Source organism: Jongsikchunia kroppenstedtii DSM 45133, assembly GCF_000380485.1.
Lineage (GTDB): Bacteria > Actinomycetota > Actinomycetes > Mycobacteriales > Mycobacteriaceae > Jongsikchunia > Jongsikchunia kroppenstedtii.
In genome coordinates, this window is sequence record NZ_AQYG01000047.1 from 238249 (window position 1) to 262062 (window position 23814).

Here is a 23814-nt window from a genome sequence, read left to right on the forward strand (position 1 = left end):
CAGCGAAAGAAGCCGTCAGGCAGACGCTTTCGTGAAGCGGTCGTAACCGCCGGCCTCGAGCTCGTCGGCCAGCTCGGCACCGCCGGACTCGGCGATCCGGCCGTTGATGAACACATGCACGTAGTCGGGCTGGATGTACTTGAGGATGCGGGTGTAGTGCGTGATCAGCAGGATGCCGCCGTCCTCCTCCGCCTTGTAGCGGTTGACGCCCTCGGAGACCACGCGCAGGGCATCGACGTCCAGGCCCGAGTCGGTCTCGTCGAGGACCGCGATCTTCGGCTTGAGCAGGTCGAGCTGCAGGATCTCGTGACGCTTCTTCTCGCCACCGGAGAAGCCTTCGTTGACGCTGCGCTCACCGAACGCCGGGTCGATGCCCAGGTCGCCCATGGCTTCCTTGACTTCCTTCACCCAGGTGCGCAGCTTCGGCGCCTCGCCCCGGACCGCGGTGGCGGCGGTGCGCAGGAAGTTCGACATCGACACGCCCGGCACCTCGACCGGGTACTGCATCGCCAGGAAGAGTCCCGCTCGCGCCCGCTCGTCGACCGACATCTCGAGGACGTCCTCGCCGTCGAGGGTGATCGAGCCCTGCGTGACTTCGTATTTCGGGTGCCCGGCGATGGCGTACGACAGGGTCGACTTGCCGGATCCGTTGGGGCCCATGATGGCGTGCGTCTCGCCTGAGCGCACCGTCAGGTCGACACCCTTGAGGATGTTGATCGGCTCGGCGTCGGCGTCGGTCTGTGCGACGTTGACGTGCAGGTCGCGGATTTCCAAGGTGGTCATCAGTTTTCGTTCCTTCAAGTACAGGCAGGACGCTTACGCGCCGGCTGCTTCGAGTTCGGCTTCGATGGCGGCGGACAGGCGATCGCGCAGCTCCGGGACCGCGATCCTGGCGATGATCTCGCCGAAGAAGCCGCGGACCACCAGTCGGCGGGCCTGGTCCTCGGGGATGCCGCGGGCCTGCAGGTAGAACAGCTGCTCGTCGTCGAAACGACCGGTGGCGCTGGCGTGTCCGGCACCGACGATCTCGCCGGTCTCGATCTCCAGGTTCGGCACCGAGTCGGCGCGCGCGCCGTCGGTGAGCACCAGGTTGCGGTTCAGTTCGAAGGTATCGGTGCCCTCGGCCGCCGGACGGATCAGCACATCGCCGATCCACACGGTGTGCGCCTCGCGCGCCCGATCGCTCTTGTCCCCCTGCAGCGCACCCTTGTACACCACATTCGACCGGCAGTTCGGCTGCGAATGGTCGACCAGCAGGCGCTGCTCGAGGTGCTGACCGGCGTCAGCGAAGTACAGGCCGAGCAACTCGGCGTCGCCGCCCGGGCCGTCGTAGTGAACGATCGGGCTGAGCCGAACCAGGTTGCCGCCCAGACTGATCGCGAAATGCCGCAGCACGGCATCGCGACCCAGCCGGGCGTGATGCGCCGCGACGTGCACGGTGTCGTCGGCCCAGTCGTGGACATTGACGATCGTCAGGTGGGCACCGTCGCCGATCACGAACTCGATGTTCTCGGCGTAGGTGCCGCTGCCCCGCTGGTCGATGACGACGACCGCGCGGGCATGGCTGCCGAGCCGGACCTGGGTGTGGCCGAAGGCGACCTCGCCCTCACCGGGGCCGGTGATCGTGACCATCAGCGGATCCGCCAGTTCGACGTCCTTGTCGACCTCGATCAGCGTGGCCTTCTCGAACGATGAATACGCCTGCGCGGCAACTCGATCGAACGGGACGCCGCCCTGGCCGAGACGCTCGTCGGAGCGGTCGACCGTCGACACGGTGGCGCCCTCGGCGACACCGTCGACGGTGACAGTCGCGGTCGCCGTGGCGACGGCCGAGCCGTCGTGCAGGCCGCGCATCCGGCGCAGCGGAGTGAACCGCCAGGCCTCGTCCTTGTGCTGCGGCACCTCGAAAGCGTTGACATCGAACGACGTGAACAGTGCGCCCTTGTTGGCGCCCAGCATGCTGCCCTCGGCCTGCACGCTCTCGGCGGCCGTGTTGAGGTTGCTCGTCATCAGCCGACGGCCCCTTCCATCTGCAGCTCGATCAGCCGGTTCAGTTCCAGGGCGTACTCCATCGGGAGCTCCTTGGCGATCGGCTCGACGAAGCCGCGGACGACCATCGCCATCGCCTCGTCCTCCGTGAGGCCGCGGCTCATCAGGTAGAACAGCTGATCGTCGGAGACCTTCGACACGGTCGCCTCATGACCCATCGTCACGTCGTCCTCGCGGATGTCGACGTACGGGTAGGTGTCGCTGCGGCTGATCTGGTCGACCAGCAGCGCGTCGCATTTCACCGTCGAACGGCTGCCGTGCGCGCCCGGATTCACCTGCACCAGACCGCGATACGATGCGCGACCGCCGCCGCGGGCGACCGACTTCGACACGATGTTGCTCGAGGTGTACGGCGCCAGGTGCACCATCTTGGAACCGGTGTCCTGATGCTGGCCCTCGCCCGCGAACGCGACCGACAGCACCTCGCCCTTGGCGTGCTCGCCGGTCATCCAGACCGCCGGGTACTTCATGGTGACCTTGGAGCCGATGTTGCCGTCGATCCACTCCATGGTTGCGCCGGCCTCGGCCTTGGCCCGCTTGGTGACCAGGTTATAGACGTTGTTCGACCAGTTCTGGATGGTCGTGTAGCGGCAGCGGCCGCCCTTCTTGACGATGATCTCGACGACCGCCGAGTGCAGCGAGTCCGACTTGTAGATCGGCGCGGTGCAACCCTCGACGTAGTGCACGTAGGCGCCCTCGTCGACGATGATCAGCGTCCGCTCGAACTGGCCCATGTTCTCGGTGTTGATCCGGAAGTAGGCCTGCAGCGGGATGTCGACATGCACGCCCGGCGGCACGTAGATGAACGAGCCGCCCGACCACACCGCGGTGTTGAGCGCCGAGAACTTGTTGTCGCCGGCCGGGATCACCGAGCCGAAGTACTGCTGGAAGATCTCCGGGTGCTCACGCAGACCGGAGTCGGTGTCGAGGAAGATCACGCCCTGCTCCTCCAGGTCCTCGCGGATCTGGTGGTAGACGACCTCGGACTCGTACTGCGCCGCGACACCCGCGACCAGCCGCTGCTTCTCCGCCTCCGGGATGCCCAGCTTGTCGTAGGTGTTCTTGATGTCCTCGGGCAGGTCTTCCCAGCTCTCGGCCTGCTTCTCGGTCGAGCGCACGAAGTACTTGATGTTGTCGAAGTCGATCCCGTCCAGGTTCGAGCCCCAGTTCGGCATCGGCTTCTTGTCGAAGATCGACAGCGCCTTCAGCCGAGCCTCGAGCATCCACTCGGGCTCGTTCTTCTTGGCCGAGATGTCCTCGACGACGGCTGCGCTCAGACCACGCTGGGCGCTCGCACCGGCCTCGTCGGAATCGGCCCAGCCGTAGCCGTAGTGGCCGAGTGAATCGATCGTCTCGGTCTGGCTCAGCGGCTGCGTCCGGACTGGTTCGGTTGCCGTCATCGCTCCTCCTCCTGCTTACTGTCGGCCATCGGAGCGGGCTGTGCCCCAACGGTTTTTACGTTGTCTACATCGACAATGGGTACGTGTGTGGTGCATGCGCAGTCGCCGTTGGCGATGGTCGCCAACCGCTGCACATGCGTGCCGAGCACCTCGGCGAACATCGCCGTCTCCGCCTCGCACAGCTCCGGGAACTCCGCCGCCACATGCGCGACGGGGCAGTGGTGCTGGCAGATCTGCACGCCCGCGCCGACTCGCCGCGTCGTCGCGGAGAACCCCGCGGCGGTGAGCGCATCGGCGATCTGCTCGACGGTGCGCTCGGCGTTGTCGCCGCGGTCTATGTCGCCGACCATGGCCGCGACCCGATCGCGGGCGAAGTCCTCGACCGCGCTCTCGCCGCCGACATCGCGCAGGCGACGCATCACGGCGACCGCGAGGTCGTCGTAGCCGTGCCGCAACTGGCCCCGGCCGCTGGGCGTCAGCTGATACCGCTTCGCCGGACGCCCGCGTCCCCGATCGGCCAGCTTCGGCGCCGGTGCGACCTCGACATCGCCCGATACGATCAGCGCATCCAGATGACGTCGCACGCCGGCGGCGCTGATTCCGAGCTGATCGCCTATCTCACCAGCGGTGATGGGTCCACGTTCGAGGATGTACTCGACCACCGACGCGCGAGTATGGCCATCCGTCCGGACGGCCGCATGCGCGGCGGTTGCGTTTTCCACAACACAAGTGTGACTTAATTCGATAACCAGTGACAACCAAGGGTCACCTAAGGTCATTCCCGCGAGCAGGGTCCCGTCCGGCAGAACACACCGACGGTATGGTCCCACCTGTGCCCCAGCCGCTGGACTATCTCGGATTGCGCCGCCCGCCGCGGCCGCCGATCACCGCCGACACCACCGGCGACTACGGCAGGTCCATGGCCCGGCTGCACGACGACCACTACGACGATCACCCGGACTCCCCCAACCTGACCCCTGAGGAGAACATCCGGTTCCACCGGATTCGCATGCTCGGCACCACGGGCGCGGTCCTGATGCTCGTCGGCGCGCTCGGCACCGGCCAGCTGCCGGTGCTGCAGAACCCGCTGAACGGAATGCGCGTGCTGTCGCTGCCGTCCCGGATGTGGACCACCGCGCTGACGGTCAGCATCGCCGGCACCGTCATCCTGGTGATCGCCTGGCTGCTGATCGGCCGATATGCCGTCGGCCGCCTGTCGGTCGAACTCGCGCACGGCGACGCTCCGGTGCGCCGCATGACCCGCCGGCAGGCCGACCGCACCCTGCTGCTGTGGACGCTCCCGATCATGGTGTCGCCGCCGCTGCTGTCCAAGGACGTGTACTCGTATCTGGCGCAGAGCGCGATCGCCGAGAAGGGCATGAATCCGTATCAGGTCAGTCCGGCCGCGGGGCTGGGCATCGACCATGTCTTCACCCGATCGGTGCCGAGCCTCTGGCGCGACACCCCGGCGCCCTACGGTCCGCTGTTCCTGTGGATCGGCGAGGGCATCACGAAGATCACCGGCACCGACATCCCCGCCGCCCTGGTGATGCACCGCGTCGTCGCGCTCTGCGGCATCGGCCTGATCGTCTGGGCCCTGCCCCGCCTCGCGACCCGCTGCGGCGTCTCCCCGGTGGCGGCACTGTGGCTCGGCGCGATGAATCCGCTGGTGGTACTGCATCTCATCGGCGGCATCCACAACGAGGCGCTGATGATCGGCCTGATGCTCGCCGGCATCGAACTGTGCTTCCGCGGCATCTACGGGGCCGAGCGGCTGCGCCGGCCCGGCAGCTGGCGGCCGACGACGGGCGGATGGCTGATCATCGCCGGCGCCGTCGTCCTGGCCGCCTCGACCATGGTCAAGGTCACGTCCGTACTCGCGTTCGGCTTCGTCGCGATCGCGCTGGCGCGGCGCTGGGGCGCCACCCTGCCCGCGCTGCGTCACGCACCACTGCGCGAATTCTGGCCACGATCCAAACGCAGCGTGTACGCATTGCTCGGCGCGGGCGGGCTGCTCGGCTCGATCCTGGCGGTGGTGGTGGTCGCGGTCTGCGTCGGCACCGGCCTGGGATTCGGCTGGACGAAGACCCTCAACACCGGCGACGTGGTCCGGTCGTGGATGTCGCTGTCCACCTTCATGTCGGTCACCGGCGGCCATATCGGGATCGCGCTCGGCCTGGGCGACCACACACAGGCGATTCTCGACGTCGCCCGGCCACTCGGCACGGCGATCGCGGCCGTGCTCGTCATCCGCTGGCTGCTGGCCGCCCTCGCCGGCCGACTCCATCCGCTCGGCGCGCTCGGCGTCGCTTTCGCCTCGGTGGTGTTGTTCTATCCGTTCGTGCAGCCCTGGTACCTGCTGTGGGCGCTGATCCCGCTGGCCGCCTGGGCGACCGGCCGCTGGTTCCGCATCATCTCGATTGCCATCAGCGCGATCATCTCGTTGGCGGTGTTGCCGACCGCCGCCGCGACCCGTGGTTACCAGATCAGCGAGGCGCTGGTGGCCGCCGTGCCGATCGTGGCGATCACGATGGCGCTGTTCCTCGAACGCTTCCGGATTCGATCCGGCGGCGACGGCCCATCGGACGAACCGGGCGGACCGGAGGCGTCGCGCAGCGCCCGGGCACTGTTAGCTGAACCACTCCGTCGATGGCGCGCCGACAAGGCCGCTGCCACACGTGACTAACCTGGTCAGACGTGACACCCGTGCCCGACGCCGCGACTGCCGGCAATGGCGCGTCCGCCGGTCCCGCCGGCCCGAGCGCGCCGGTGACCGCGACCGCTGCCGGCGCCCTGACCGTGCGGGGTCTGCGGAAGTCGTTCGGCGATGTCGTCGCCGTCGACGGGCTCGATCTCGATCTTCGCGCGGGTGAGGTGCTGGCGCTGCTCGGTCCCAACGGCGCGGGCAAGACCACGACCGTCGAGATCTGCGAGGGATTCATCGCCCCCGATTCCGGAACCGTGCAGGTGCTCGGCCTGAATCCGGTCGCCGACAGCGACGCGGTCCGCAGCCGGATCGGGGTGATGCTGCAGGGCGGCGGCGCCTACCCGGGCGCGCGCGCCGGGGAGATGCTGAACCTCTGCGCCGCCTACTCGGCCGACCCGCTCGACCCGGCCTGGCTGATGTCCGAGCTCGGCCTGAATTCGGTCGCCCGCACGCCGTACCGCCGGCTGTCCGGCGGTCAGCAGCAACGCCTTTCGCTGGCCTGCGCGCTCGTCGGGCGACCCGAGCTCGTCTTCCTCGACGAGCCCACCGCCGGTATGGACGCCCACGCCCGACTACTGGTGTGGGAGTTGATATCCCGACTCCGCGGCGACGGGGTCGCGGTCCTGCTGACCACCCACCTGATGGACGAGGCCGAGGCGCTCGCCGACCAGGTCGTGATCGTCGACCGCGGTCGCCGGGTGGCATCGGGCACGCCCGGCGAACTCACCCGCCGCGGCGCCGAGCGCGAACTGCGTTTCACCGCACCGACCGGGCTCCCGATCGCCGAGCTGAATACCGTGCTCCCGCCGGACTATTCGTGCGCCGAGTCCGACCCGGGTCGCTATCTCGTCACCGGCGACATCAGCCCACGGGTGCTGGCGCAGGTCACCGCGTGGTGCGCCGATCTCGATGTCCTCGCCACCGATCTGCAGGTCGCCTCCCGCAGCCTGGAGGACGTGTTCCTGGACCTGACCGGACGGGAGATGCGCGAATGACCACACCCCCCAAGGCCGCCAACCGTTTTCCCGTCGGCACGTTCGCACCTGCACCGCAGGCCGCGCCGATGTGGCGGATGCTGCTCGCGCAGTCGATGCTGGAGCTGCGCCTGATCCTGCGACACGGCGAACAGCTGCTGCTGACCCTGTTCATCCCGATCACCCTGCTGGTCGGGCTGTGCCTGCTGCCGATCGGCGACATCGGCGAATCGAAGCCCGGTCTGTTCGTGCCCGCGATCATGACGGTCGCGGTGATGTCGACGGCATTCACCGGCCAGGCCATCGCCGTCGGGTTCGACCGGCGGTATGGCGCGCTCAAACGTCTTGGCGCGACGCCGCTTCCGCGTTGGGGTCTCATCGCCGGCAAACAGATCGCGGTCGTCATCGTCGTCATTCTGCAGGCACTGATCGTCGGCGCGATCGGGCTGGCGCTGGGCTGGCGTCCCGACGTGGTCGGCCTGCTGATCGGCGCCGTCGCGATCGCCGTGGGCACGTTCACCTTCGCGGCGCTGGGCCTGCTGCTCGGCGGAACGCTCAAGGCCGAGATCGTGCTCGCCCTGGCGAATCTGTTGTGGTTCGCCATGATCGGCATCGGCAGCCTGGCCGTCATGGGTCACCGGGTGCCGGACGCCGCGCACTGGGTGGCCCGCTCGATACCGTCCGGCGCGCTCAGCGAGGCGTTGCACCGCGCGACGGCGAGCGGCACCGTGGACTGGTACGGCTTCGCGATTCTCCTGGTGTGGGGCGCCATCGGCAGCGCCGCCGCCGTCCGCTACTTCCGATTCTCCTGAAATTCCACGCCAGAAAGATGTGTACGCCCTGATGCCTGATGGTCAAGACCTCGCCACGAGGCGCAACCCCTTCACCTGGTTGGTATTCCGGCTGCCGGAACCGTCGCGGCGGCTGCAAGTCGGCATCGCGATCGCCGTCGTCCTCACCCAGGCGGGCATCGCGGTCACCGGGTCGATCGTGCGCGTCACCTCGTCCGGTCTGGGCTGCCCGACGTGGCCGAAGTGCTTCCCCGACAGCCTGACTCCCACCTCCAACTCCAACGTCGCGGGATTCCACCAGGCGATCGAGTTCGGCAACCGGATGCTGACCTACGTCGTGGTGGCCGCGGCAGCGGCGATCGTCATCGCCGTCGTGCGCGCGGGCCGTCGCCGCGAGGTCAAGATGTACGCGTGGTTCATCCCCGGTTCGACCATCGTGCAGGCGATCGTCGGCGGCATCACCGTGCGCACCGGTCTGCTGTGGTGGACGGTCGCGATCCACATGCTGCTGTCGATGGCGATGGTCTGGATCTCGGTGCTGCTGCTCGAAAAGGTGCGGCAGGACGACGCGGGATCGGTACGGGTTCTGACACCCGCCCCGATCCGGTGGCTGACCGCGATCAGCGCCGTGGTGCTCACGGGCGCGCTGATCGCCGGGACGATGGTCACCGGTGCGGGGCCGCACGCCGGCGACAAGAGCGCCGACGATCCGGTCAAGCGGCTCGATGAACCCATCGTCGACCTGGTGCATTTCCACGCGGACTTCGTGATCGCGTACGTCTCGATCCTGATCGCGTTGGCGTTCGCGCTGCTGGCGCTCGGCACCACCCAGCAGGTGCGCCGGCGGCTGTACGTCGTGCTGGCGGTCGCGGTGGCGCAGGGCCTGATCGGCCTCATCCAGTACTGGACCAACGTGCCCGCGGTGCTGGTGGTGTTCCACGTCGCCGGTGCGGCCGCCTGCGTCGGGACCACCGCGGCGCTCTGGGCCGGTCAGCGACCGCGTACGGCGGTCCGCGAGGCAGACGCCGAGCCCTCGACTCTCGTCGCGAAGTAATCGCGCGGAATCCGGCCCGGGCGAACTAGCTCTGGACGATCTTGGCGTTGCGCGCCTTGGGGAAATGCCGTGAATGCGCCACCCAGCCGGCCATCTTGCGGATGTGGCCGGGACGCGGATTCGCCGTCGAGACCAACTCGCGGGTCCACTCCTCCGACACGGTCACGCCTTCCACCGCATCGACGACCGCATTCGCCGTATCCACATCCGCGACGACCTCGTCGCCGAGAATCCCGCCATCGGCGGCGACGAGCGTGATCCGCACGCCGGCGCTGCCGATCGGCTGCAGAAGGGCGGTCGCCGAGCCGCCGTTGCGGGCGACATAGCTCTTGACCATCCGGATCACTCCAGCCGGGGCGGTGGCGGTTGCTTCGCTGGTGGCGGCAGGCTCTGACATGGAAGCGAGCATACTGGACCGATGCGTGCGATCCAGATCACCAGTACCGGCGAACCCGATGTCATGCAGTACACGGAGCTGCCCGACCCGACACCCGAGCCCGGCGAGGTCGTGGTTCACGTCGGCGCCGCGGGCGTCAATTTCATCGACACCTACCAGCGCAGCGGAATGTATGAGCTGCCCCTGCCGCTGGTTCTCGGCTCCGAGGGGGCGGGCACGGTCGTGGCGATCGGCGACGGGGTCACCACCGTCGAGATCGGCGATCGGGTGGCCTGGTGCAACACGCTGGGCAGCTATGCCGAACTGGTCCGGGTTCGCGCCGACCGCCTGGTCCACGTGCCCTCGGACGTGGACGACCCCACCGCTGCATCCATCCTGCTGCAGGGAATCACAGCGCACTATCTGCTGGACGGCAGCGCTCACCCCGAGGACGGGGACGCGATCCTGGTCCACGCCGGGGCGGGCGGCGTCGGTCTGATCCTCACTCAGCTGGCGAAAGCCAAGGGCCTGACCGTGATCACCACCGTGTCCACCGACGCGAAGGCCGAGCTCTCGGCCGAGGCCGGGGCCGATCATGTGCTGCGGTACGGAGCGGATCTGCCGGAGAAGGTACGCGCGCTCACCGGCGAGCTCGGTGTCGCCGTCGCCTACGACGGCGTCGGCAAGGACACCTTCGAACTCAGCCTGGCGGCCACCCGTGTGCGCGGGATGGTCGTGCTGTTCGGAGCCGCGAGTGGCCCGGTACCGCCGTTCGACCTGCAACGACTCAATCCGGCCGGCTCGCTCACCGTCACCCGACCGACGCTCGCCCACTTCATCGCCGATCCCGGCGAATTCCGTTGGCGGGCCGGCGATGTCATGTCGGCGGTCGCATCCGGCGCAGTGACCGTCACGGTGGGCGCGCGCTACGCCCTCGACGATGCCGCGACGGCGCATGCCGACCTGCAGGCGCGCAAGACCACCGGCTCGGTCGTCCTGCTCCCCTAAACCGGATCCTTAGACCGGGAACCCGACCGGCGCCCGCCGCGTCCTATCGACACCCACCCTGTCGAGGAGGACCGATGACGTCGCCAGGAATGACCGTCGACGTGGACCATGTCCGCGGGATCGTCGACCACTGGACCGCCAGTGGAAAACGGTTGTCCGGGTTGCATTTTCCGGAGTTCGCGGGCGTGTCGGCGCCCGGCAGCGCCGTCGCGGCCGCCTTGCGGTCACTCCGCGATCCGACTGAACGGGCCTGCGCGGATATCGGCGAGCGGCTGGCGGGGCTCGCCGATGCCGCCGACGACTTCCTGCGAAAGACCACCGGCATCGATACGTCCGCCGCGGAGTCGTTCCCGGGCCACCGATGAGCCGGATGTCGATCGCCGAGGTGCGCAGCTGGAACACCGGCACCTTCGGGACCGCCGCGGGGGCGGCATCGGCCCGTGCCGCGGATATCGACAGCTCGATGACGACCGCCGACGAGGCGGTGGGCGCGGCCGACGAGTGGGCGGGACCGAGCGGCGACGCCGCCCGACGCGGCTTTCACACCGCACTCGAGCAGAGCCGCGAACTGCGAAACCTATTGCTCTGCATCGCCGATGACGCAGCCGACGCGGACCGCGAGGTCGGCTCGGCGCGCAACCATCTGCTCGAGCTGGTGAACAGCTGCCGTCCCGACGTGGTCGGCGATGACGGCGCCGTCATCGATCCCGACGGCAATCCGGTGCCGGACGCCACCGCGCGCGTCCGGGCGGCATTGGCCGAGGTCTACCGGCAGGACGGGCTCTTCGCAGCGGTCCTCGCCGAGACGGCGCAGGCACTGCGCCTGGCGGTCACCGACCCGGCACGGGTGCCCGCCCCGAACGGCGCCACGACGAGCGCCGCCGCCGTGATCGCGCAGTTGCGGGATATGAGCATCGGAGAACGACAGGACTACTTCGCGCGCCTGTCCCCCGCCGAACAACGCGTCCTGCTGTCTGCGGATCCGGTGACGATCGGCAACACCGACGGTGTGCCGTTCGGCCTGCGCATCGCCGCCAATGATGTGAACATCCGCAACGCGCGTGACGCAGAGCTGCGCAAGCAGCCCGCGAAACGCGACCAGGCGCTCATCGACCGATACACGGCGATGGTCGACACACCGATCGAGGAGCCGAATCTCCGAGACCATCGGGCCCACAACGACAACACGACCGAACGACAGTTCGTCGCCTTCGACCCCCGCGGTCAGGGCCGGTGGATCGAGCAGATCGGACGAATCACGCCGGCCGCCAAGGGCGTCGGCGTGTATGTGCCGGGCACCGGAACGACGCTGGCCGGCAGCGACCGGAATCATGAATCGGCGCGCAATCTGGCACGGCAGTCCGGCAGTGCGGTCTTCGTGTACGTCAACGGCGACCTACCGAACAACGTGTTCCCGGACAAGAACGATTGGTTTCCGCAGGCGACTGACGGCGCCTATGCGCGGGCGATGTCACCCGGGCTGGTCGACTTCGGTCGCGCGCTCGACCACGAAATCGACCACGCCGCACCAGGTCTGAAGACGACGTTCATCGGGCACTCGTACGGCGGCCTCGTCGTCGGACATGCCGAAGAGCTGGGGCTTCGCGCCGACCGCGTCGTCTATGCGTCGTCGCCCGCTACCGGCCTGGTGCACAGCCAGCCCTGGACGAACCCGGCAGCGGACGTCAAGCGCTACTCGGTCACCGCGCCCGGCGATTACATCCAGGACGTGCAGGCAATGGGCTACTTCGACGGCCAAGATCCGGACCACCACGCCAAGATCACCCGGATGGACAGCGGCTACTACAGCGACGGGCGGCTGGTCGAAGGGACGGGCGGCCACGGCGGATACTGGAACGATCCCGGCTCGGACGCCTTCAAGAACATGGCCCGCGTGATAGGCGGCGATGATCCGACGCCATATGTGCATCGCAAGGCCGACACCCATCCGGGCCAGGCCTTCGACCGCATGACAGAACTGCTCGAACAGGCGCCGCGAAGGGCTCGGGAAGCCGTGTCAGAGGCGTGGGACCTGCCGAATCTGCTCCGGCTCGGTTACCGCTGACCGGCCGCTAGAACCAGCTGGCGATCGTCGGCAGATTGACCAGCGAGTCGATCGCCAGGCCCAGGAACACCACCGCGAGGTAGTTGTTGGTCTGCAGGAACACCTTGAGCGGCGTCACCGGCTTGCCGCCGCGCACACTGCGGTACAGCGCGTGCAGGGTGAACAGGAACCACACGCCGGAGACGATCGCGACGCCGGCGTAGATCGGCCCGGCCGCAGGGATGAGCGCGGCGGTGCAGGCAACCGTGGCCCACGTGTAGATCACCATCTGCTTGGTGACGTGCTCCTCTGTGGCGATCACCGGCAGCATCGGCACGCCCGCGTTGGCGTAGTCGTCCTTGTAGCGCATGGCGAGCGCCCAGGTATGGGGCGGCGTCCAGAAGAAGATCACCGCGAACAGCACCAGCGGCTGCCAGCTGATCGATCCCGTGACGGCCGCCCAACCCACGAGTGTCGGCATGCACCCGGCCGCGCCGCCCCAGACGACGTTCTGCCAGGTCCGCCGCTTGAGGATCATCGTGTAGATGAAGACGTAGAAGGCGATGGTGGCCAGCACCAGCAGCGCGCTGAGCAGGTTCGCCGTAACGGTCAGCGTCGCGAATGAGGCGCCGCCGAGCAGCAGCCCGAAGATCAGTGCATTGCGGGGCGACACGGCATGCCGGGCCAGCGGCCGGCGCTCGGTGCGCTTCATCTTCTGGTCGATGTCCGCGTCGACCACCATGTTGAGGGAGTTGGCGCTGGCCGCGCCCAGCCAACCGCCCAGCAGCGTCCACAGGATCAACGGCAGGTTCACGTGACCGCGGTCGGCCAGCAGCATCACCGGGATGGTGGCGACCAGCAGCAGTTCGATGACGCGGGGCTTGGTCAACGCGACGTAGGCGAGGACGGTGTCGCGCACGCGGCCGGGAAGCGAGGTCGCGACCGGAGGAGACTGATCGACGCCGGCGGGAGCCGCGGCGTAACCGTGTCCGGTCAAAATGGCCTCAATCGTCTGCGGGGGCTGTGTAGCCGAAGAACTGGCGTCTACTACAGAGCATGGTAGACCGCGAGTGATCCAAAGTTGGAATCGAGGTGACCGGGCGCACCGTCGACGACACCGGGCACGCCGTCGGCGACACACCCGGCGCCCGGCCGGACGCGACTGCGGTTCGCTCGGCACCGCGGATAGGCACCCGACTAGGCTGGCAGGCACCACCGTTCCCCGACCCCTCAGGAGCACCACGCAGTGGCCGTTACCGATCAGATCCGCGACCTGACCACCCCGGCCTATCCGGCCGACTGGACTGACCTGGACACCCGCGCGGTCGACACGGTGCGCGTGCTGGCCGCCGATGCCGTGCAGAAGGTCGGCAACGGCCATCCCGGTACCGCGATGAGCCTGGCGCCGCTCGCATACACGCTGTTCCAGCGCGTGCTGCGGCACGACCCGAGCGATCCGCAGTGGATCGGCCGCGACCGGTTCGTCCTGTCCTGCGGACACTCCTCGCTGACTCTGTACCTGCAGCTGTACATGGGCGGCTTCGGTCTCGAGCTGGCCGACATCGAGGCGCTGCGGACCTGGGGCTCGCTGACCCCGGGCCACCCGGAGTTCCGCCACACCAAGGGCGTCGAGATCACCACCGGCCCGCTCGGCCAGGGACTCGCGTCGGCGGTCGGCATGGCGATGGCCTCGCGCTACGAGCGCGGCCTCTTCGACCCCGAGGCCCCGGCCGGTCAGAGCCCGTTCGATCACCACATCTATGTCATCGCCTCCGACGGCGACATCGAGGAAGGCGTCACCTCCGAGGCGTCCTCGCTCGCCGGCACCCAGCAGCTGGGCAACCTGATCGTCTTCTACGACAAGAACCACATCTCGATCGAGGACGACACCCAGATCGCCCTCACCGAGGACACCGCCAAGCGCTACGAGGCCTACGGCTGGCACGTTCAGACGGTCGAGGGCGGCGAAGACGTCGTCGCGATCGAGGCGGCGGTCGAGGCGGCGAAGGCGGTCACCGACAAGCCGTCGATCATCGTGCTGCGCACCATCATCGGCTACCCGGCACCGGACAAGATGAACACCGGCGGCATCCACGGCGCCGCGCTCGGAGCCGACGAGGTCGCCGCCACCAAGACGGTGCTCGGCTTCGACCCGAACAAGAGCTTCGACGTCGCCGACGACGTCATCGCCCACTCGCGCAAGCTCATCGAGCGCGGCGCCGCGGCGCACGCGCAGTGGCAGACCGGCTTCGACGCCTGGGCCACCGCCAACCCGGAGCGCAAGGCGCTGCTGGACCGGCTAGAGGCGCACCAGCTTCCCGACCTCGCCGGCGTGCTGCCGACCTGGGAGCCGGGCGACAAGGCCGTCGCGACTCGAGCCGCGTCCGGCGCGGTGCTGAATGCGCTCGCCGACGTGCTGCCGGAACTGTGGGGCGGCTCGGCCGACCTCGCCGGCTCGAACAACACCACGATGAAGGGCGCCAAGTCCTTCGGCCCGGAGTCGATCAGCACCGACACCTGGAGCGCCAACCCGTATGGCCGGACGCTGCACTTCGGTGTCCGTGAACATGCGATGGGTTCGATCCTCTCGGGTATCGCCCTGCACGGCCCGACCCGCGCCTACGGCGGCACCTTCCTGCAGTTCGCCGACTACATGCGCCCGGCCGTGCGCCTGGCCTCGCTGATGGAGATCGACCCGATCTACGTGTGGACGCACGACTCCATCGGCCTCGGCGAGGACGGTCCGACCCACCAGCCGGTCGAGCACCTGGCCGCCCTGCGGGCCATCCCGCACCTGGACGTGGTGCGGCCCGCCGACGCCAACGAGACCGCGCACGCCTGGGGCCACCTGCTGACCCGCCGCGATCATCCGGTCGGCCTGGCGCTGACCCGGCAAAACGTGCCCGTGCTGGCCGGCACCTCGGCCGAGGGTGTCACCAGGGGCGGCTACGTCCTGGCCGACGCCGACGGCGACCTGCAGGTCGTGGTGATCGCCACCGGCTCCGAGGTCGAACTGGCCGTGGCCGCCCGGGAAACGCTGCAGGCCAAGGGCATCGGCACCCGCGTGGTCTCCATGCCGTGCGTCGAGTGGTTCGACGAGCAGGATCAGGCCTACCGCGACTCGGTGCTCCCCCCGGCGGTCACTGCCCGGGTCAGCGTCGAGGCCGGCATCGCGATGCCGTGGTACCGCTTCGTCGGCGACCGCGGCGAGATCGTGTCGCTGGAGCACTACGGCGCCTCGGCCGACTACAAGACGCTCTACGCGGAGTTCGGCATCACCGCCGACGCCGTCGTCGCCGCGGCCGAGCGGTCGTTGGCGAAGTAGCCGACAATGGCTAAATAGCAAGTCCACCAACAAATCCCATAGAACTCCCAGAAGGAGAATCCAATGAGCGCACAGGCTGGCACATTCCAACAGAATGGCAATCTTGCGGCTCTGGCGGCAGCGGGCGTATCGATCTGGCTCGACGACCTCTCTCGTGATCGCATCGAGTCGGGCAACCTCGCCGAGCTGATCGCCACCAAGTCGGTCGTCGGCGTGACCACCAACCCGTCGATCTTCCAGGCCGCCCTGTCCAAGGGCCATGCGTACGACGCGCAGGTCGCCGAACTCGCCGCCCGCGGCGCCGACGTGGACGCGGTCATCCGCACCGCGACCACCGATGATGTGCGCGCCGCCTGCGACATCCTGAAGCCGCAGTACGAGGAGTCGGGCGGGGTCGACGGGCGCGTCTCGATCGAGGTCGATCCGCGCCTCGCGCACGACACGGAACAGACTGTGGCGCAGGCGATCGAGCTGTGGAAGATCGTCGACCGGCCGAACCTGCTGATCAAGATCCCCGCGACCAAGGCGGGCATCCCGGCGATCGCGGCCACCATCGCCGAGGGCATCAGCGTCAACGTCACGCTGATCTTCTCCGTCGAGCGCTACCGCGAGGTGATGGACGCTTACCTCGAGGGCCTGACGAAGGCCAAGGCCGCCGGACACGACCTCACCACCATCCATTCGGTGGCGTCGTTCTTCGTCTCCCGCGTGGACACCGAGGTCGACGCACGGCTGGAGAAGATCGGCACCGGACCGGCGCTGGCATTGCGTGGCAAGGCCGCCCTGGCCAACGCCCGCCTCGCCTACGTGGCCTACCAGGAAGTGTTCGAGTCCGGCGACACATACGCCGAGCTCGCCGCCGCCGGCGGACTGCCGCAGCGGCCGCTATGGGCGTCGACCGGCGTCAAGAATCCCGACTACCCCGACACCCTCTATGTGGGTGAACTGGTGGCGCCGGGAACCGTGAACACTCTCCCGGAGAAGACGATGGACGCGTTCGCCGATCACGGCGTCGTCAACAACGAGTCGATCATCGGGCTGGGACCGGCGTCGCAGCAGGTGTTCGACGACATCGCTGCTGCCGGAGTCGATTTCGTCGACGTGTTCGAGGTGCTGGAGTCCGAGGGCGTCAGCAAGTTCGAAGTCGCCTGGAACGAGCTGCTCGAGGCGACGCAGAAGACGCTGGATCAGGCCGTAGCGCAGCAGGCCTGATCCCGTGCCGAGGAATCCGCTTCGCGACGGCCGCGACAAGCGGCTCCCCCGCATCGCCGGGCCCTGCAGCCTGGTGATCTTCGGCGTGACGGGCGACCTCGCCCGTCGCAAGCTCATGCCGGCGGTGTACGACCTGGCCAACCGTGGTCTCCTGCCGCCCGGGTTCGCGCTCGTCGGGTTCGCCCGACGCGACTGGGACCACGAGGATTTCGGCCGGATCGTGCACGACGCCGTGCGGGCCAACTCCCGCACGGAGTTCCGCGAGGACGTCTGGGAGCGACTGTCCGAAGGCTTCCGCTTCGTACAGGGCACGTTCGACGACGACGCCGCCTTCGATCAGCTCAAGTCGACGCTGGACGACCTGGACACCCAACGCGGTACGAACGGCAATCACGCCTTCTATCTGTCAATTCCGCCATCGGCATTCCCGGTCGTCTGCGAGCAGCTGCAGCGCAGCGGACTCGATCAGCGCAGCGATTCGCGGTGGCGCCGGGTGGTCATCGAGAAGCCGTTCGGACACGACCTGGAATCGGCGATCGAACTGAACCGCATCGTCAACCAGGTTTTCCCCGAGGATTCAGTCTTCCGCATCGACCACTACCTCGGCAAGGAGACGGTCCAAAACATCCTGGCGCTGCGCTTCGCCAACCAGCTGTTCGACCCGATCTGGAATTCGCACTACGTCGATCACGTCCAGATCACCATGGCCGAGGACATCGGATTGGGCGGCCGCGCAGGCTATTACGACGGGATCGGCGCGGCCCGCGACGTCATTCAGAACCACCTGATGCAGCTGCTGGCCCTGATCGCAATGGAAGAGCCGGTGTCCTTCCAGCCACGCGAGCTGCAGGCGGAGAAGATCAAGGTGCTCTCAGCGGTGCGAAACATCCTGCCGCACAGTGAGAACACCGCCCGCGGCCAGTACGGACCGGGCTGGCAGGGCAGCGAAGAGGTCGTCGGGCTGTTGGAGGAGGAAGGCTTCTCCAAGGATTCGACGACCGAGACCTACGCCGCGATCGCTGTCGAGGTCGACAGCCGCCGCTGGGCCGGCGTGCCGTTCTACCTCCGCACCGGAAAACGTCTGGGACGCCGCGTCACCGAGATCGCGCTGGTCTTCAAGCGGGCGCCGCATCTGCCGTTCGACCAGACGATGACCGACGAGCTCGGGCAGAACGCGCTCGTCATTCGCATCCAACCGGACGAGGGCGTCACCCTGCGATTCGGATCCAAGGTGCCCGGCTCCGGCATGGAGGTCCGGGACGTGAACATGGACTTCAGCTACGGCCAGGCCTTCACCGAGTCCTCCCCCGAGGCGTACGAACGGTTGATCCTGGACGTCCTGCTCGGCGAACCGTCGCTGTTCCCGGTCAACGACGAAGTCGAATTGTCCTGGAAGATCCTCGATCCGGTGCTGGACGAATGGGCCAAGTCCGGCCGTCCGGACGAGTACCCGGCCGGCGGCTGGGGCCCGGCATCCGCCGACGAGATGATGAACCGCACCGGCCGCAGCTGGCGGCGGCCATGAGCTGCCGCGCAGCAGAGACCATGAACGGCCCCGCGGCGGTGACCGGGGCCGGCCGCACGGCAAGAACATTGAGCCACAGGGAGATCCGATGATCATCGACCTGCCGTCGACCACCACCGAGGATGTCGCCAAGAAGCTGGTGAAGATCCGCGACACCGGCGGCGCGGTGACACTCGGTCGAGTGCTGACGCTGGTCGTGATCGCCGACGAAGGCGAGCCCACCGAGGGCGCGATCGCCGCGGCCAACGACGCCAGCCGAGAGCACCCCTGCCGCGTGATCGTGGTGTCTCGCGGCAATCGGTCCGCCGTCGCCCGGTTGGACGCGCAACTGCGGGTCGGCGGCGACGCCGGCGCCTCCGAAGTCGTCGTGCTGCGGCTCTACGGCGAACTCGCCGATCACGCCGAGAACGTGATCATGCCGTTCCTGCTGCCCGATACGCCGATCGTGGCCTGGTGGCCGGGTGAGGCTCCGGAACGGCCGGCCGCCGATCCGGTCGGAAGTCTTGCCAATCGCCGGATCACCAACGCGACGAAATCGGCTGACATACCGCAGGTTCTCGCGTCCCGCCTGGATAACTACACGCCCGGCGACACGGACCTCGCATGGAGTCAGACCACCCAGTGGCGGGCCCTGCTGGCGGCCGCGCTCGACCAACCGCCGCACGAGCCGGTCACCTCCGTCACGGTCAGCGCCCCCGCCGATTACCCGTCGGCGGACCTCGTCGCCGGATGGCTGCGTTCGGCGTTGCAGGTCCCGGTGCAACGCCGGGCCGGCAGCTTCGAGACGGTTCTCGAACGGGCCGACGGCGCCCTGCGGCTCGAGGTCGACAACCTCGGCAACGCCATACTCGCGATTCCAGGGAAGCCCGACGGCCGGATCGCGATGCGAACCCCGGACACCGCCCGGTGCCTTGCCGAAGAGCTGCGGCACCTCGACCCGGACGAGATCTATCACCTGGCGTTGCTCGGGGTCGCCGACCTGGACCGCACCGGGCAGGAGCAGACCGGAGGAGCCGCATGAGTGACGACGAGTCGATCGACGACGATCTGCAGCCGCCGTTCCCGCCGGATCCGGCCTACGACACGATCGAGGTGCGCCTCTACGATTCGAGCGCCGAGCTGGTCGAGTCGGCGGCCGCCGAGTTCATCGACGTGATCGGTGCCGCCCAGCGTGAACGCGGTGTCGCCCGGGTCGTCCTCACCGGCGGCAGCAACGGGATCGCGATCCTGCGGGCATTGCGCGAGTCGGCGTCGGACCTGGACTGGTCGAATATCGAATTCTATTGGGGCGACGACCGATTCGTGCCCGCTGCGGATCCTGATCGCAACAGCGGCCAGGCCCACGAGGCGCTGCTGGATCATGTGCCGGTCGATCCCACCAAGGTGCATGTGATGGCGCCGTCGGACGGCGAGTTCGGCGATGACATCGACGCCGCGGCGGCCGCCTACGAGGCGATCATCGACGGCGTCGACACCTTCGACCTGCACCTGCTCGGAATGGGCGGCGAAGGGCATATCAATTCGCTGTTCCCGCACACGGCCGCGACCGCCGAATCGATGAGGACCGTCGTCGCCGTGACCGATTCACCGAAGCCCCCGCCGCGGCGGATCACGCTGACCTTCCCGGCGATCAACCGAGCGCGTCAGGTCTGGTTCCTGGTGGCCGGCGCCGACAAGGCGCAGGCCGTGGCCGCCGGCGTGGGCGGCGCCGATCGCACCGAATGGCCGTGCGCGGGCGCCGTCGGTACCGAGGCCACCGTGTGGTTCGTCGACGACGACGCCGCTCCCGAACTGATGTGACTACTTCCAGGGCGCGAGGATGAGCTCGCAGGCCCTGGTCATATCGCGGATGGCATTCTCGGCGTCGTCGCCCTTGGTGACGGCCCAGGTGATGATGCCGTAGGCGCACTGCTCCAGCAGCAGGGCCAACTGGCGGTCGTCATCCGTCGGCTCGTCGAGGCCCGCGGTGTCCAGAATCGACTCGTACAGGTCGGCCGACACGAACTCCGTGGACGTCGCCTGACGCGCGTTCGCCGACACGATCATCGCCCGCGCCAACCGCGGATAGCGCAGTAGCGCGCCGATCGCCCCGGTCATCAACGCGGTTACCGCGGCCACCCGGTCACCGCCCTGGTCGGGCACCGCGACAGCGCTGGCGTATTTGTCGAGGAGCGCCGCGTACAGGTGATGCTTGGTCGGAAAGTACCGGTACAGCGTTCCGACGGCGACCCCGGACTCCTCGGCGATCTGGGCCATGTTCACCTGCTCCAGATCCAGCCGCCGTCCATGCCGGGCTGCGACCGCGAGGATCCGGTCGTATCGCTCGCGTTGGCTCGCGGTCGTCGGAACGGCCGGGTCACGCTCCTGCGCCAGCCTCGGCACGGTTCATCCCTTCATCAGGCGCTGCATCAATCGATGATTCTCCAGCACCGTAGCCGCACGGTCCGCGGGCTGTGGCGGCAGCTCGGCAAGCGCGTTGGATTCGATCACCTGGACCGGTCCGTGCGGCAGCTGCTGCAGCCCGAGCTCGGCGACCGTCCGCGAATCCGACACCCGGTCGTCCATCGCATCGAAGTTGAGCCCGACGCGTGCCATCGCGGGCGTCCGGGTAGCCCCGAGAATCAGCTGCAGCACGTCGACGCCGTGTTCGCGCAGCTCTACCCACAATCCCTCGGTGAAGATGCGCGAGAACGCCTTTGATCCGCCGTACACCGACAGCCCGGCCGACCCGGTGAATCCGGACATCGATCCGACGATGAGGATGCCGCCGCGGCCACGCTCGGCGAGCGGCCCGGCGAATCGATGGGCCAACGCGAGCGGCGCCATCACGTTGAGTTCCACCACTGACCGCAGCCCTGCCAGATCCGCCCCGGCGACCTCATGTCGATACGAGTTGGCGCCCGCGTTCACGATCAACAGGCCCACGTCCAGGTCGTCGACCACGGCGTCGACGTCGGCCATCATGGTCGGCGCGGTGAGGTCGACGATGGCGGTGCGCACCTCGATGCCCAGCGCGCGACAGCGTTCCGCGGTGTCACGCAACGGTTCCGGTTTGCGTGCCAGCAGCACGAGGTTGACCCCGTCGGCGGCCAGCAGTGCGGCGAATTCGGCGCCGACCCCTTCCGAGCCTCCGGCGATCACGGCCCACGGGCCGTAACGCTCGGCGAGCGTCGAATCATTCATATCTGACACCTCCGGCTCTCACTAGATCACAAAACTAGAATTGAATCTAGATTTTTCGGGAGATGTCGCGTAGAACCGAATCATGCGAATCGGAGTGATGACGCCGGTGGTGACGGCCGTCCCCGGTCAGAGCGCCGACTGGGAGGTCGCCGCCGGCAGCGACGACCTGATCGACATCGCCGGCACCGCAGATCATCTCGGCTTCGATCACCTGACCTGTTCGGAGCATGTGGCCGTGCCGGCAAGTGCCGAAGGCCGCGGCACCACCTACTGGGACCCACTGGCCACGCTGTCGTTTCTGGCCGCAGCCACCCATCGGATCCGCCTGGCCACGGCCGTTCTGGTGCTGCCCTACCATCGGCCGATCGAGCTGGCCAAGCGCTACGGGACCCTCGACCGGCTCTCGGGGGGCCGGCTGATCCTCGGCGTCGGCGTCGGGTCGCTGCGCGAAGAATTCGATCTGCTCGGCGCGCCGTGGCCGGACCGCGGCACCGTCGCGGACGAGCGCCTCGCTGAACTGCGCGACATCTGGGGCCGGACCGACGTGGGCGGCATGATCGTCTCCCCAGCCGCATCGTCGACGCAGGTGCCCATCTGGGTGGGCGGCCGCACCGGCCGCTCGCTGCGCCGGGCTGTCTCCCTCGGCGACGGCTGGATGCCGTTCGGACTCTCGCTGGCGCAGATCACCGAGATGCTTTCGACGACTACGGCATCCGCCGGCTTCGACGTCGTGCTCACTCCGTCGCGGCCCCTCGATCCACTGGGCGACCCGACCGGCACCGAGACCGCGCTACGCCGGTTGCGGGACGCGGGCGCCACGGTCGCGTCGGTGCGGATCTCCGCGCACTCGACAGCACACTACTGCGATCAACTCGATCGATTGTCCCGCTCCGCAACAGAATTGGAACAAACATGACCACAGATACCAACCTGTCCGCCCGACTGGCGGCGCTCGAAGACCGGGCCGCGATCGCCGGGGTGGTCGCGTCCTACGGCCCGCTGGTCGATGCCGGCGAGGCCGACCGCGTGGCCGCGCTGTGGACCGAGGACGGCTCTTACAGTGTCGACGGCTCGGTGATGGCGGGTCGCGCAGAGATCGCCGCGATGGTCCGCGGTTCGCACCATCAGGGATTGATCCGCCGGGGCTGCACCCACCTGCTCGGCGCGCCGACGATCACCGTCGATGACGACAGCGCCACCGCCACGTGCCAATCGGTGTTGATGGCGGGCACCGGCGACGGCTACGCGATCGTCCGGCTGTCGATCAATCGGTTCGAGTTCGTGCGCCGCGACGGCCACTGGCTGATCGAACGACGCGTGACGCACAAACTGCCCGTCACGGGGCCGACGGGAGACGCCGCATGACCGTCGAGAACAAAGTCGTCCTCGTGACCGGTGGCGCGGCCGGCATCGGCGCCGGGATCTCCCGGCACCTGCTGTCGCAGGTGGCCAAAGTCGTTGTCGTCGACCTGGATTCGGACCGCGGCACGGCGCTCGAGCGGGAGTTCCCCGACCACCTGGTGTTCGTGCACGGCGACGTGTCCGATCCGGCCGTGGCCGACTCGGCGGTCCAGGTGGCCGTCGACGCGTTCGGCAGGCTGCACGCGCTCGTCAACAATGCGCATGTGTCCCGGCAGAAACCGTTCCTCGAACACACCCCGGACGACTGGGACCTGTCCTTTCGCACCGGGTTCGAGGCGACGCGCAACTTCATGCTCGCCGCCCACGACCAGCTGCGGCAGCACCGCGGCGCCGTGGTCAACTTCGCCAGCGGCGCCGGGATCGCCGGGATGCCGATGCAGGCGTCCTACGGCGCGGCCAAAGAGGCCATTCGCGGCCTCAGCCGAGTGGTCGCGCGGGAGTGGGCACTCGACGGCATCCGGGTCAACGTCGTCTCACCGATCGCCCTTACCGAGGGCGTACAGCACTGGGCCGATCAGTTCCCCGATCAGTTCGAGGCGATGGTCGGCCGGATTCCACTGGGCCGCGCCGGCGACCCGCAGCACGACATCGCTCCGGTCGTGGAGTTCCTGATTTCCGATGCGGCACAGTACGTCACCGGCCAGACGCTGATGGCCGACGGCGGTTCGATCATGCTGCATTGACGGCTAGCCCGAATTGCGCAGCGCCGTCGCAAGTCCGTTCCGCGACTCGCTGCGCTCGCGA

The 23814-nt window shown here is 68.2% G+C and carries 23 protein-coding genes; 15 read left to right on the forward strand and 8 right to left on the reverse strand.

Annotated features, from left to right (window positions below):
* Positions 1-15 precede the first annotated feature (15 nt).
* The 4 genes from sufC to G341_RS21940 are packed head-to-tail and all read right to left on the reverse strand — an operon-like array spanning position 16 to position 4171.
* Positions 16-783, reverse strand: coding sequence for a Fe-S cluster assembly ATPase SufC (gene sufC / locus G341_RS0112160; protein ID WP_018179422.1), 768 nt, complete (start codon positions 781-783; stop codon positions 16-18).
* Between the two features lie 33 nt (positions 784-816).
* Entirely contained in the window at positions 817-1959 is a 1143-nt protein-coding gene (gene sufD / locus G341_RS0112165; RefSeq protein ID WP_051092781.1) for a Fe-S cluster assembly protein SufD, read from the reverse strand.
* A 50-nt stretch (positions 1960-2009) separates the two neighbouring features.
* Positions 2010-3449, reverse strand: a complete 1440-nt coding sequence (gene sufB / locus G341_RS0112170; RefSeq protein WP_018179424.1) for a Fe-S cluster assembly protein SufB — start codon at positions 3447-3449, stop codon at positions 2010-2012.
* On the reverse strand, positions 3446-4171 hold the full coding sequence (locus tag G341_RS21940) for a helix-turn-helix transcriptional regulator (protein ID WP_018179425.1): 726 nt from the start codon (positions 4169-4171) through the stop codon (positions 3446-3448). The genes sufB and G341_RS21940 overlap by 4 nt, the downstream gene beginning before the upstream one ends.
* A 98-nt stretch (positions 4172-4269) precedes the next feature.
* Here G341_RS21940 and mptB point away from each other — a divergent pair, with 98 nt between their 5' ends.
* From mptB to G341_RS0112195, 4 genes are all read left to right on the forward strand, one after another.
* Positions 4270-6135 (forward strand): polyprenol phosphomannose-dependent alpha 1,6 mannosyltransferase MptB, encoded by a 1866-nt coding sequence (mptB, locus tag G341_RS21945; protein ID WP_043451344.1) that lies wholly within the window; start codon positions 4270-4272, stop codon positions 6133-6135.
* An 83-nt stretch (positions 6136-6218) separates the two neighbouring features.
* Positions 6219-7151: an ABC transporter ATP-binding protein gene (locus tag G341_RS0112185; RefSeq protein WP_026303592.1), complete on the forward strand. Its 933-nt coding sequence runs from the start codon at positions 6219-6221 to the stop codon at positions 7149-7151.
* Positions 7148-7942 carry an ABC transporter permease gene (locus G341_RS0112190; RefSeq protein ID WP_018179428.1) on the forward strand — a complete coding sequence of 265 codons (795 nt, stop codon included), beginning with the start codon at positions 7148-7150 and terminating at the stop codon, positions 7940-7942. The genes G341_RS0112185 and G341_RS0112190 overlap by 4 nt, the downstream gene beginning before the upstream one ends.
* Positions 7943-7973: 31 nt before the next feature.
* Positions 7974-8975: a COX15/CtaA family protein gene (locus G341_RS0112195; protein ID WP_043451438.1), complete on the forward strand. Its 1002-nt coding sequence runs from the start codon at positions 7974-7976 to the stop codon at positions 8973-8975.
* A 25-nt stretch (positions 8976-9000) separates the two neighbouring features.
* Here G341_RS0112195 and G341_RS0112200 read toward each other — a convergent pair whose 3' ends face one another.
* Positions 9001-9372 (reverse strand): hypothetical protein, encoded by a 372-nt coding sequence (locus tag G341_RS0112200; RefSeq protein ID WP_026303593.1) that lies wholly within the window; start codon positions 9370-9372, stop codon positions 9001-9003.
* A gap of 21 nt (positions 9373-9393) precedes the next feature.
* On the opposite strand from G341_RS0112200, the gene G341_RS0112205 reads away from it, so the two are divergent.
* From G341_RS0112205 to G341_RS21950, 3 genes are all read left to right on the forward strand, one after another.
* Positions 9394-10359, forward strand: a complete 966-nt coding sequence (locus tag G341_RS0112205) for a quinone oxidoreductase family protein (RefSeq protein WP_018179431.1) — start codon at positions 9394-9396, stop codon at positions 10357-10359.
* A 74-nt stretch (positions 10360-10433) separates the two neighbouring features.
* Positions 10434-10724 carry a hypothetical protein gene (locus G341_RS0112210; RefSeq protein WP_155826942.1) on the forward strand — a complete coding sequence of 97 codons (291 nt, stop codon included), beginning with the start codon at positions 10434-10436 and terminating at the stop codon, positions 10722-10724.
* Positions 10725-10729: 5 nt separating this feature from the next.
* A complete protein-coding gene (locus tag G341_RS21950) occupies positions 10730-12424 on the forward strand; it encodes an alpha/beta hydrolase (RefSeq protein WP_155826943.1) in 1695 nt (564 codons plus the stop codon).
* A gap of 7 nt (positions 12425-12431) precedes the next feature.
* Here the strand turns inward: G341_RS21950 and G341_RS0112220 are convergent, their stop codons facing one another.
* Complete coding sequence (locus G341_RS0112220) at positions 12432-13400, reverse strand: heme o synthase (protein ID WP_018179434.1); 969 nt, start codon at positions 13398-13400, stop codon at positions 12432-12434.
* A gap of 249 nt (positions 13401-13649) precedes the next feature.
* Between G341_RS0112220 and tkt the strand changes: the two genes are divergently transcribed.
* From tkt to pgl, 5 genes are all read left to right on the forward strand, one after another.
* Entirely contained in the window at positions 13650-15728 is a 2079-nt protein-coding gene (gene tkt / locus G341_RS0112225) for a transketolase (protein ID WP_018179435.1), read from the forward strand.
* 63 nt (positions 15729-15791) lie between these two features.
* Complete coding sequence (tal, locus tag G341_RS0112230; protein WP_018179436.1) at positions 15792-16940, forward strand: transaldolase; 1149 nt, start codon at positions 15792-15794, stop codon at positions 16938-16940.
* A gap of 4 nt (positions 16941-16944) precedes the next feature.
* Positions 16945-18465: a glucose-6-phosphate dehydrogenase gene (zwf, locus tag G341_RS0112235; RefSeq protein ID WP_026303594.1), complete on the forward strand. Its 1521-nt coding sequence runs from the start codon at positions 16945-16947 to the stop codon at positions 18463-18465.
* A gap of 88 nt (positions 18466-18553) precedes the next feature.
* Positions 18554-19486, forward strand: coding sequence for a glucose-6-phosphate dehydrogenase assembly protein OpcA (locus G341_RS0112240; protein ID WP_018179438.1), 933 nt, complete (start codon positions 18554-18556; stop codon positions 19484-19486).
* Positions 19483-20265 (forward strand): 6-phosphogluconolactonase, encoded by a 783-nt coding sequence (gene pgl / locus G341_RS0112245; protein ID WP_018179439.1) that lies wholly within the window; start codon positions 19483-19485, stop codon positions 20263-20265. Before G341_RS0112240 ends, pgl begins: the two co-directional genes overlap by 4 nt.
* Here the strand turns inward: pgl and G341_RS0112250 are convergent, their stop codons facing one another.
* The gene (locus tag G341_RS0112250; protein ID WP_018179440.1) at positions 20266-20847 is read right to left on the reverse strand and encodes a TetR/AcrR family transcriptional regulator; all 582 of its coding nucleotides are present in this window, start codon (positions 20845-20847) and stop codon (positions 20266-20268) included.
* 3 nt (positions 20848-20850) lie between these two features.
* Positions 20851-21648, reverse strand: a complete 798-nt coding sequence (locus G341_RS0112255) for an SDR family NAD(P)-dependent oxidoreductase (RefSeq protein WP_018179441.1) — start codon at positions 21646-21648, stop codon at positions 20851-20853.
* 82 nt (positions 21649-21730) lie between these two features.
* Between G341_RS0112255 and G341_RS0112260 the strand changes: the two genes are divergently transcribed.
* From G341_RS0112260 to G341_RS0112270, 3 genes are read left to right on the forward strand one after another with little or no spacing between them, the layout of a single operon-like run.
* On the forward strand, positions 21731-22564 hold the full coding sequence (locus tag G341_RS0112260) for a TIGR03619 family F420-dependent LLM class oxidoreductase (protein ID WP_018179442.1): 834 nt from the start codon (positions 21731-21733) through the stop codon (positions 22562-22564).
* On the forward strand, positions 22561-23013 hold the full coding sequence (locus G341_RS0112265; protein ID WP_018179443.1) for a nuclear transport factor 2 family protein: 453 nt from the start codon (positions 22561-22563) through the stop codon (positions 23011-23013). Before G341_RS0112260 ends, G341_RS0112265 begins: the two co-directional genes overlap by 4 nt.
* Entirely contained in the window at positions 23010-23753 is a 744-nt protein-coding gene (locus G341_RS0112270; RefSeq protein ID WP_018179444.1) for an SDR family NAD(P)-dependent oxidoreductase, read from the forward strand. The genes G341_RS0112265 and G341_RS0112270 overlap by 4 nt, the downstream gene beginning before the upstream one ends.
* The last annotated feature ends 61 nt before the right edge of the window (positions 23754-23814 follow it).

Coding starts and splice junctions, on each gene's coding strand:
- sufC (WP_018179422.1), bottom strand. CDS start 783: ATGACCACCTTGGAAATCCGCGACCTGCACGTCAACGTCGCACAGACC.
- sufD (WP_051092781.1), bottom strand. CDS start 1,959: ATGCTGGGCGCCAACAAGGGCGCACTGTTCACGTCGTTCGATGTCAAC.
- sufB (WP_018179424.1), bottom strand. CDS start 3,449: ATGACGGCAACCGAACCAGTCCGGACGCAGCCGCTGAGCCAGACCGAG.
- mptB (WP_043451344.1), top strand. CDS start 4,270: ATGGTCCCACCTGTGCCCCAGCCGCTGGACTATCTCGGATTGCGCCGC.
- G341_RS0112190 (WP_018179428.1), top strand. CDS start 7,148: ATGACCACACCCCCCAAGGCCGCCAACCGTTTTCCCGTCGGCACGTTC.
- G341_RS0112195 (WP_043451438.1), top strand. CDS start 7,974: ATGCCTGATGGTCAAGACCTCGCCACGAGGCGCAACCCCTTCACCTGG.
- G341_RS0112200 (WP_026303593.1), bottom strand. CDS start 9,372: ATGTCAGAGCCTGCCGCCACCAGCGAAGCAACCGCCACCGCCCCGGCT.
- G341_RS0112205 (WP_018179431.1), top strand. CDS start 9,394: ATGCGTGCGATCCAGATCACCAGTACCGGCGAACCCGATGTCATGCAG.
- G341_RS0112210 (WP_155826942.1), top strand. CDS start 10,434: ATGACGTCGCCAGGAATGACCGTCGACGTGGACCATGTCCGCGGGATC.
- G341_RS21950 (WP_155826943.1), top strand. CDS start 10,730: ATGTCGATCGCCGAGGTGCGCAGCTGGAACACCGGCACCTTCGGGACC.
- tal (WP_018179436.1), top strand. CDS start 15,792: ATGAGCGCACAGGCTGGCACATTCCAACAGAATGGCAATCTTGCGGCT.
- G341_RS0112240 (WP_018179438.1), top strand. CDS start 18,554: ATGATCATCGACCTGCCGTCGACCACCACCGAGGATGTCGCCAAGAAG.
- pgl (WP_018179439.1), top strand. CDS start 19,483: ATGAGTGACGACGAGTCGATCGACGACGATCTGCAGCCGCCGTTCCCG.
- G341_RS0112255 (WP_018179441.1), bottom strand. CDS start 21,648: ATGAATGATTCGACGCTCGCCGAGCGTTACGGCCCGTGGGCCGTGATC.
- G341_RS0112260 (WP_018179442.1), top strand. CDS start 21,731: ATGCGAATCGGAGTGATGACGCCGGTGGTGACGGCCGTCCCCGGTCAG.
- G341_RS0112265 (WP_018179443.1), top strand. CDS start 22,561: ATGACCACAGATACCAACCTGTCCGCCCGACTGGCGGCGCTCGAAGAC.
- G341_RS0112270 (WP_018179444.1), top strand. CDS start 23,010: ATGACCGTCGAGAACAAAGTCGTCCTCGTGACCGGTGGCGCGGCCGGC.